The sequence below is a fragment of the Streptomyces sp. NPDC101166 genome, assembly GCF_044768125.1.
In the GTDB taxonomy this organism is placed as follows: domain Bacteria; phylum Actinomycetota; class Actinomycetes; order Streptomycetales; family Streptomycetaceae; genus Streptomyces.
Genome location: NZ_JBIWPF010000047.1, coordinates 1 through 9,718, shown reverse-complemented (window position 1 = coordinate 9,718; position 9,718 = coordinate 1). Strand labels below are relative to the sequence as shown.

Annotated in this window: 2 protein-coding genes; both read right to left on the bottom strand. The window is 75.5% G+C overall.

Features of this window, described 5'->3' with window-relative positions:
- A partial coding sequence (locus ACIRS4_RS36020) for an amino acid adenylation domain-containing protein (protein ID WP_404204146.1) occupies nucleotides 1-4,746 on the bottom strand: 4,746 nt, incomplete at its 3' end.
- Nucleotides 4,743-9,718, bottom strand: a 4,976-nt coding sequence (locus tag ACIRS4_RS36015) for an amino acid adenylation domain-containing protein (protein WP_404204144.1), incomplete at its 5' end; no start/stop codon positions are given. The genes ACIRS4_RS36020 and ACIRS4_RS36015, both read right to left, overlap by 4 nt.

The window sequence follows — 9,718 nt, the reverse complement described above, 5'->3', positions numbered from 1 at the left end:
GGCTCCGGCGCCCAGGATGCCGAGGATGCCGGTGACGAAGGGGATGCCAGGTTCGCAGAGCATCGCCACCCGTGAGCCGGGGCCCACCCCGGCCGTGACCAGACGACGGCTCAACGCCGAGGCGAGGGAAACCAGTTCGGCATAGGTGGCCGTCCCGGTCGGGTCCTGCACCGCGAGCCGGTCCGGGCGCGCGGCGGCGTGCGCCCGCACCCGCTCCACGACCCCGGTGTACGCCTCCTCGACCGTCGTCGCCGTCCAACCCGCCCGCACCGCGGCGGACTCGTCCGGCAGCAGCACCTCGGCCTCGCGGACCGGCCGGCCCGGCGCCGCGACGAGCACGCCCAGCAGGTGCGCGAGCCGGTCGGCGAAGGACCGCGCGGTCGCCTCGTCGAACAGGTCGCTGCTGTACTCCAGGACCGCGTCGATCCCGTCGGCCGCACCCTCCTCCGTACGCCGCTCGAACAACTCGAAGGCCAGGTCGGCCTTGGCGGTCCCCGTGCCGAGGAGCAGCGGCTCCGACTCCACGCCCGCCAGCCGCACCGCCGAGTCCGGCGTGTTGTGCAGGGTGAGCATCGTCTGGAACAGCGGGTGCCGGGCCAGCGACCGGGTCGGCGCGAGCGCGTCGACCAGGGCCTCGAAAGGCAGGTCCTGGTGCGCGTAGGCGGCCAGGTCCGTGGCGCGGACGCGGTCGAGCAGCTCCAGGAAGGTCGGGTCGCCCGACAGGTCGGTGCGCAGCACCAGGGTGTTCACGAACAGGCCGACCAGCTCGTCGAGCACCGGGTCCGTGCGGCCCGCGACGGGCGAGCCGAGTGGGATGTCGTCGCCCGCGCCCAGCTTGGACAGCAGGGCGGCCAGCGCCGCCTGGAGCACCATGAACGTGCTCACGCCCCGCGCCCGGGCCAACTCGCCGACCGCCGCGTGCAGCGCTGAGCCGATGCGGAACTCCACCTGCCCGCCCCGGTGCGTGGGGAGAGCCGGCCGCGGCCGGTCGGTCGGCAGCTCCAGTTCGTCGGGGAGGTCCTTCAACGCCTCCCGCCAGTGGCCGAGCTGCTCCTCCGACACCGCAGCGAGCAGCTCCCGCTGCCACAGCGTGTAGTCCGCGTACTGCACGGGCAGCGGCGCCCAGACCGGCTCCCCGCCCGCGCGGCGCGCCTCATAGGCCCCCGCGAGGTCGGCGCCCAGCGGGCCCACCGACCAGCCGTCGGCCACGATGTGGTGCACGACGAGCAGCAGCACGTGCTCCTCGTCCGAAGCCCGGAACAGCTCCGCCCGCAGCGGCAGGTCGGCCGCCAGGTCGAAGCCGCGCCGCGCCGCCCGGCGTACGGCGTCCTCGCTCATCGCGGTGACCGGCAGGTCGATCCGGACCGCCTCCGCGTCCACGACCTCCTGGCGGGCGCGCCCGTCGGTGTCCGGGAAGCGCGTGCGCAGCGCCTCGTGGCGCACGACGACGTCGCGCACCGCCGCGCGCAGCGCCGCCACGTCGAGGACGCCCTTCAGCCGGACGGCGACCGGGATGTGGTAGGCGGGGTTGTCCGCCTCCAGCCGGCTGAGGAACCAGAGCCGCTGCTGGGCGGGAGAGAGCGGCAGCACGTGCGGGCGTACGGCCGGCGCCGGGGCGGGCCGGGCCTCCCCGGCGTCCGCGACGCGGGCCGCGAGGGCCGCCGGGGTCGGCGCGTCGAAGACCGCGCGGACCGGCAGGTCGGCGCCGAGCGCCGTCCGGATCCGGCCGGTGAGTCGGGTCGCGAGCAGCGAGTGGCCGCCGAGCTCGAAGAACGAGTCGTCCGGACCCGCGGGCGCGGGCAGCCCGAGGACCTCTCCGAACACCTCGCACAGCAACTGCTCCTGCGGGGTGCGCGGTGCGCGGACCGCGGTGCGCGGGCCCTGGGCGGGCGCCGGCAGCAGCTTGCGGTCGACCTTGCCGTTGGCGGTGAGCGGCAGCGCGTCCATCGCCACGTACAGCGCGGGCACCATGTGCGCGGGCAGGCTCTCGGCCAGGTGCGCGCGGAGCGCGGCTGGGGCGGCCGTGCCGACCGTGTAGGCCACGAGCTGCGTGCCGCCCGGCTGGTCCTCGCGGGCCACGACCGTCGCCTGGGACACCTCGGGGTGGGCGGCGAGCGCCGACTCGATCTCGCCGAGCTCGATACGGAAGCCGCGGATCTTGACCTGGTGGTCGGCCCGTCCGATGTACTCGATCTGCCCGTCGGCGCCCCAGCGCACCACGTCGCCGGTCCGGTACATGCGGCTGCCGGGCGGACCGAACGGGTCCGGCACGAAGCGGGTCGCGGTCAACGACGGACGCCCGTGGTAGCCGCGGGCCACACCGTCGCCGGCGATGAACAGCTCGCCGACCGCCCCCGCGGGAGCGGGCCGCAGCGCGTCGTCGAGGACATACACCTGGGTGTTGGCGATCGGGCGGCCGATCGGCGGCACGCCGCCCCGCTCGCCGTCCAGGACGGCGGCGGTCGACCAGATCGTCGTCTCGGTGGGCCCGTAGACGTTGGTGACCTCGCGGGACGCGGCGCGCAGCGCGTCGGCGAGCGGTTCGCCGACGGCCTCGCCGCCGATCAGGACGCGCAGCCCGGCCAGGCTCTCCGCGTGCTCGGTGACCAGGGCGTGCCACAGCGTCGGGGTGGCCTGCATGACGGTCGCGTCGCTGCCGGTGATCAGGGCGGCGAGCGCGGCCGGGTCGCGCACCGTGTCGCGCTCGGCGAGGACCAGTTCGGCGCCGGTGAGGAGCGGGACGAAGATCTCCAGGTTGGAGATGTCGAAACCGAAGGTGGTGACCGACAGGAAGCGGTCCCCGCCCGTCACGCCGAACCGCTCGCCCATGTCGTGCACGAGGTTGATCAGCGCGCCCTGTGGCACGACCACGCCCTTGGGCCGGCCGGTGGAGCCCGAGGTGTAGATCGTGTACGCGGTCTCCAGCGGGTCCGGGTCCGCGGTGCCCACCGGGCCGGCGAGCCGCTCCGCGAGGAGCGCCGCCGCCGTGTCCAGGGTCAGGTGCGGACGTTCGGTGACGGCGGGCAGCGTGGCGGCGACCCCGGCCGTGGTGACCACGAGGGCGGGCGCCGCGTCGTCGAGCATGTAGCCGATGCGGTCGGCCGGGTAGTCGGGGTCGAGCGGCAGGTAGCCGGCGCCCGCCTTGACGACGGCGAGCGTCGCGACGATCAGCTCCGTCGACCGCGGCAGCGCGAGCGCCACCAGGGCGCCCGGGCCCGCGCCGCGCGCCACCAGCTCATGGGCGAGCCGGTCGGCGCGGGCGTGCAGCTCGGCGTAGGTGAGCCGCTCGGCGCCGCAGCGCAGCGCGGGCGCGTCCGGGGCGGCGGCGGCCCGCGCCGCGAGCTGCTCGCGCAGGGCGTGGCGCGGGTAGGAGCGGGCCGTGGCGTTGTACGAGCCGAGCAGCGTCGTCCGCTCCTCCTCGCCCAGCAGCTCCAGCCGGGAGAGAGGCAGGTCGGCCGCGTCGGGGAGCGCTGCCAGGAGCCGCAACACCCGCCCGGACAGCGCGGCGGCCTCCTCGGAGGTGACCAGGTTGGGCGCGTGGTCGAGCCGCAGCGTCAGCTCGTCGCCGGGCAGCACGAGCAGCGACACCGGATAGTGGGTCGCGTCGCGGCCCGTGACGCCGGTGACCGTCAGACCGGGGACGGCCGAGCGCAGGGCGTCCGGGTCCAGCGGATAGTTCTCGAAGATCAGGACGGTGTCGAACAGCTCGCCGTGACCCGCGTCCCGCTGGATGCGGGACAGACCCAGGTGCTGGTGCGGCAGGAGCGCGGTGTGCTGGTCCTGCGCCGACTCCACGACCTCCGCGAGGGTCCGCGAGGCACCCGTGCGCAGCCGCACGGGCAGCGTGTTGATGAAGAGGCCGACCATCGACTCGACGCCCGGCAGCTCCGGCGGCCGCCCCGACGTCGTGGTGCCGAACACCACGTCGTCGCGGCCGGTCAGCGCCCCGAGGACGACGGCCCACACGCCCTGGAGGACGCTGGACAGGGTGACGCCCCGCGCCCGCGCCCACTCGGTCAGGCGCTCCGTCGCCGCGGCGTCCAGCCGGGCGATGTGCTGCTCGGGTAGCACCGGGGCGCGGCCGGGCGGCGCCGGCACGAGCCGGGTGGGCTCCTCCAGGCCGTCGAGCAGCTCCCCGTAGGCAGCCGCGGCGGCCCGGTCGTCCTGCCGGTTCAGCCAGGACAGGTAGCTCTTGTACGAGGTGACGGCCGGCAGCGCCGAGGCGTCGCCGCCCGCCGCGTACGCGGCGAACAGCTCGGACAGCAGCAGCGGCATCGACCAGCCGTCGAGCAGGATGTGGTGGCAGGTGACGAGGAGCCGGTGGCGGTCCGGGCCGGTGACGACCAGGGTGAAGCGGATCAGCGGCGGCCGGCCCACGTCGAACGGCTCGGTGCGGTCCCGGTCGGTCAGCGCCTCCGGATCGCCCGGCTCGGTCACCTCCCGCCACGGCACGGGCACTTCGCGCGGGATCAGCTGGACCGGCTGACCGTTCTTGCGGTAGCGGAAGCCCGCCCGCAGGTTCGGGTGCCGGGCCAGGACGCCCGCCGCAGCGGCCCTGAGCGCGCCGCGGTCGAGCGGCCCCTCCAGGTCGAGGACGAGCTGGACCGCGTACACGTCGAGCTCCTGCCGGTCGTACACGGCGTGGAAGAGCAGGCCTTCCTGGAGCGGGGTGAGCGGCAGTACGTCGCTCAGTCCGCCCGACGCCCGCGGCGCCCCGGGTCCCTTCCCCTGTGCGGTCGTGCTCATCCTTCGTCCCCCCACTCGTGTGCGAACTCGTTCTCGAACTCGTCGATCTCGTCCTGGCCGAGTCCCTCGACGAGCCCCAGGTCCGAGGGTGTGAAGCCCCCGGCGTCGGGCCGTGCGGCGTGTGCGGCCAGCGCCTCCAGCGCCCGGAACCAGCCGCGCGCGATCGCCTCCGCGTCCGCGTCAGCGACCGTCCGCCCCGCCCAGGCCCACTCGGCGACCAGGCGCGGGCCGTCGGGAAGGTCCTCGGTGCGTGCGTTGACGCCGAGCGCGTGCGGCAGCGGCATCTGTGGATCGGTGCCGGCCGCGACGTCCAGCGATTCCGGTGCGACCTGCCAGTCGCCGGGCTCCGACAGCGCCATCCGGCCCAGGTAGTTGAAGCCCAGCTGCGGCGTCGGGCGGCCGCCGAGCACCGCCGCCGAAGCGGCGTCGAGCCGGCTCAGCAGGCCGTGGCCGATGCCGTGGTCCGGTATCCGTCGCAGCTGCTCCTTGACCTCCTTGAGCGCCTGGCCGAGCGCGGGCCCGCCCGCCCACACCTCGTCGAAGTCGCACAGGCCCACATCGAGGCGCACCGGGTGCGTGCTGGTGAACCAGCCCACGGTGCGGGCCAGGTCGACGCCCGGCACGATCGCCTCACGCCCGTGCCCCTCCAGGTCGACGAGCACGTCCTGCCGCTCGCCGCGCCCGCGCCGCCAGTCGGCGACCGCGAGGGCGAGGGCGGTCAGGAGCACGTCGTTGATCTCGGCGTGGAAGGCGGCCGGAACGGTGGTGAGCAGCTCCGCCGTGGACGCGGAGGGCAGTTCGAGCCGCAGTCGGCGGGCGGTGGCCGCGGTGTCCTGCCCGGAATCCAGCGGCCGGGCGCCGAGCGGCGGTTCGCCGCCGTCCGTGATCTCCCGCCACAGCGGCAGTTCGGCCCGGCGCTCCTCCCGCGCGGCCTCCTCGTGGAGCAGCAGCGCCCACTGTCGGAAGGAGGTTCCCACCGGCGCGAGGGGCCGCTCGGGGTGCTCGTACGCCTGAGCCAGATCGGGCAGCAGGATGCGCCAGGAGACGCCGTCCACCACCAGGTGGTGCAGGGTGAGCAGCAGCCTGCCGGGCCGTGCCGCGCCGGCGTCGATCCACACCGCGCGCATCACGTCGCCCCGGGCGGGCGCCAGCTCGCCGCGGGCGGCGGCGGCCGCCTCCCGGACGAGGGCGGCGGGGTCGCCGGAGTCGGCCGCGACCCGGCGCAGCACGTCCCCGGCCCGGACCGCGCCGGCCTCCAGGATCTCGTCGCCCCGCCGGCGCAGCGCGTCGTGGTGGTCGAGCAGCGTCTGCAGCGCGGCCTCGATCCGCTCGTACGAGGCCCCCGCGGGCGTCCGGACGACGGCCGCCTGGTGGAAGCCGTCGGTCGGCCCGTCGATCGCGTCGAACCAAGCGGTGATCGGCGTGGCCGGCACCGGTCCGGCGCCGTCGCCGACACCGACGGTCCCGGTCCGTCCGGCGGTCTGGGCGGCGAGCGCCAGCCCCTGCGGGGTGCGGTGCACGAAGACGTCCTGCGCGGTGATCGCGAGGCCGGCCTCTCGCGCCTTGCCGACGAGCTGGATCGAGCTGATGCTGTCGCCGCCGAGGTCGAAGAAGCCGGCGTCGGCGCCGACGGACTCCAGCCCGAGCACCTCCGCGAACGCCCGGCACAGCGCCGCCTCCCGCTCGTTCGCGGGAGCCTGCCCCGCGGCGGCCCGCGTGTAGTCGGGCGCCGGCAGGGCCCGGCGGTCCAGCTTCCCGTTGCCGGTGAGCGGCAGCGCGTCGAGGGCGACGACCGCGCTCGGCACCATGTGCTCGGGCAGTTCGGCGGCGAGATGCGCGCGGACCTCCCGCACGTCCACCGGGGCGCCCGCGGCGACGACGTACGCGACGAGCCGCTTGTCCCCGGGCCGGTCCTCGCGGACGATCACCGCGGCCCGCGCGACGTCGTCCCGGGCGAGCAGCACGCCCTCGATCTCGCCCGGCTCGATGCGGAAACCGCGCAGCTTCACCTGGTCGTCGACGCGCCCCACGTAGTCGAGGCTGCCGTCGGCGTTCCAGCGCACCAGGTCACCGGAGCGGTACGTCCGGCCGCCCGGAGCGGTGGCGTACGGGTCGGCGACGAACCGGCTCGCGGTCAGCTCCGGACGCCGCAGGTAGCCGCGGGCCAGCTGGTCGCCGCCGATGTACAGCTCGCCGGTCACACCCGGCGCCACCGGCCGCAGCCGCGCGTCGAGCACGTACAGCCGCGTGTTGTGCAGCGGGAACCCGATGGGCGGCTTGACCGCGCCGGACAGCGGTTCGCTGATGCTCGCGCAGACGGTGGCCTCGGTCGGCCCGTACGCGTTGCGCATCACGCGCCCGCGCGAGAACCGCTCCACCAGCTCCGGCGAGCAGGCCTCACCCGCCACGACCAGCTGCACGCCGTCGGGCATCGGCCGGTCGGCCGGCCACGCGGACAGGACCGTGGGCGGCAGGCAGACCATGGTGGTGCCGGTGCGCTCCACCAGCTCGGCGAGCGGCGCGCCCGGGCCGCGCTCCTCGGCCGTCGACAGGATCATCGTCGCGCCCGAGAGCAGTCCGATGGACAGCTCCCAGGTCGCCGCGTCGAAGCTGTACGAGGCGAACTGCAACCAGCGGGTGGCGGGGCCGATGCCCATACGCGGGCCCTGATCGGCCACCATCACGGCGACCGTCCGGTGCTCCACGACGACACCCTTGGGGCGCCCGGTGGAGCCGGAGGTGTAGATGACGTACGCGGGGTCGCGCACGGTCAGCGGCCGGGTCCGGTCGGCGTCCCTCGGCGCACGGTCCGGCCGGGCCCGTACCGCGGCGCGCACGTCTTCGTCGTCGAGCAGCAGCCGGGGCACGCCCGAGTCGCCCAGACCGGCGGACTCGGCGCCCATCGTCAGGGCGAGCGCCGGTCGCGCGTCGTCGAGCATGTAACCGATGCGGTCGCGCGGGTAGGCGGCGTCGATCGGCAGGTAGGCGGCGCCCGCCTTGAGGACGGCGAGCAGCGCGACGACCATCTCCGGCGAGCGCGGCAGCAGCAGTGCCACCAGGTCGCCGGGCCCGGTGCCGCGGGCGGACAGCTCGTGGGCGAGCCGGTTCGCGCGGGCGTCCAGCTCGGCGTACGACAGCACCTGCGCGCCGAACTCCAGGGCGGGGTGCGAGGGTTGCGCGGCCGCTCTGGCCGCGTACAGCTCGTGCACCGGGGCGGTCTCGACGTCCTGGACCGGCCCGGCCCACTCGCCCAGGATTCGGGCGCGCTCGGCGGGCAGCAGGGCGTCGACCCGGCCCAGCGGCAGGTCGGGGTCGCCGGTCAGCACGCCGACGAGACGGGCGAACCGGTCCGCCATCGACCGGGCCGTCACCTCGTCGAACAGGTCGCTGCTGTACTCCAGGACCGCGTCGATCCCGTCCGGCGTTCCGTCGGGCCCGTGCCGCTCCGTCAGCTCGAACGCCAGGTCCAGCTTGGCGGCGCCGTTGCGGACCGGGACCGTCTCGACGGCCAGGCCGGGCAGGTCGAGATCGGCGGCGGCGTTGTTCTGCAGCACCAGCATGGTCTGGAACAGCGGCTGCCGGGACAGCGACCGGCTCGGCGCGAGCGCGTCGACCAGCGTCTCGAAGGGCAGGTCCTGGTGCGCGTAGGCGGCCAGGTCGCTCGTGCGGACCCGGTCGAGCAGCTCGCGGAAGGTCGGGTCGCCGGACAGATCGGTGCGCAGCACCAGGGTGTTGACGAAGAAGCCGACCAGCTCGTCGAGGGCCGGATCGGTGCGTCCCGCGACGGGCGTGCCCAGCGGGATGTCCTCGCCCGCGCCGAGGCTCGACAGGAGCGTGGCGAGCGCGGCCTGGAGCACCATGAAGGTGCTCGCGCCCTGGGCGCGGGCCAGCGCCGTGACCGCCGCGTGCACCTCGGCGTCGACGCGGAAGCCGACCGTGCCGCCGCGATGGCTGGGAACGGTGGGCCGCGGCCGGTCGGCCGGCAGCTCCAGCTCCTCCGGGATGCCGTCCAGTGCCGCCTTCCAGAAGGTGAGCTGCTCCTCCGCCACCGCGTCGAGAATCCCGCGCTGCCACAGCGTGTAGTCCGCGTACTGCACCGGCAGCGGCGCTCGGTCGGGGACCGAGCCCGCCCGCCGCAGCCCGTACGCCTCGGCGAGGTCCCGGGCCAGCGGGGCGACGGACCAGCCGTCGGACGCTATGTGGTGCAGGACGACGAGCAGGACGTGCTCGTCGTCGGAGAGCCGGAACAGCTCGGCGCGCAGCGGGAGTCCGCCGGCCAGGTCGAAGTCGCGGGCGGCCGCGGCGGCCAGCGCCCCGGGCAGCGCCTCGAGGGTCGTCCCGGTGACCGGCAGGGCGGGGCGCGCCTCGGCGGGGGAGAGGATCCGCTGGCACGGCCGGCCCCCGGCGTCGGGGAAGACGGTGCGCAGGCTCTCGTGGCGGGCCACGACGTCGCCCAGCGCCGCGCCCAGCGCGTCCGCGTCCAGGTCGCCGGAGAGGCGCACGGCGAACGGCAGGTGGTAGGCGGCCGAGCCGTTCTCCAGGTGGTTCAGGAACCACAGTCGCTGCTGGGCGGGGGAGAGCGGCAGCTCGTCCGGGCGCTCGACGGCGGTCAGCGCGGGCCGCACGGGCCCGTCCGCCCCGTCCAGGCGAGCGGCGAGCTCGGCGACCGTCGGCGCTTGGAACAGCGTCCGGACGGCGACCTCGGCGCCCAGCCGGGCCCGGATCCGGGACGCGACCTTGGTGGCGAGCAGCGAGTGTCCGCCGAGGTCGAAGAAGCTGTCGTCGATGCCGACGGACGGCAGCCCGAGGACCTCGGCGAAGATCTCGCACAGTGCCTGCTCGCGCGCATTGCGCGCCGGGAGCATCCCGGAGACGGCGGCCGTGGGGTCGGGTGCGGGGAGGGCTTTGCGGTCGATTTTGCCGTTGGGGGTGAGGGGGAGTGTGTCGAGGGTGAGGTAGGTGGTGGGGATCA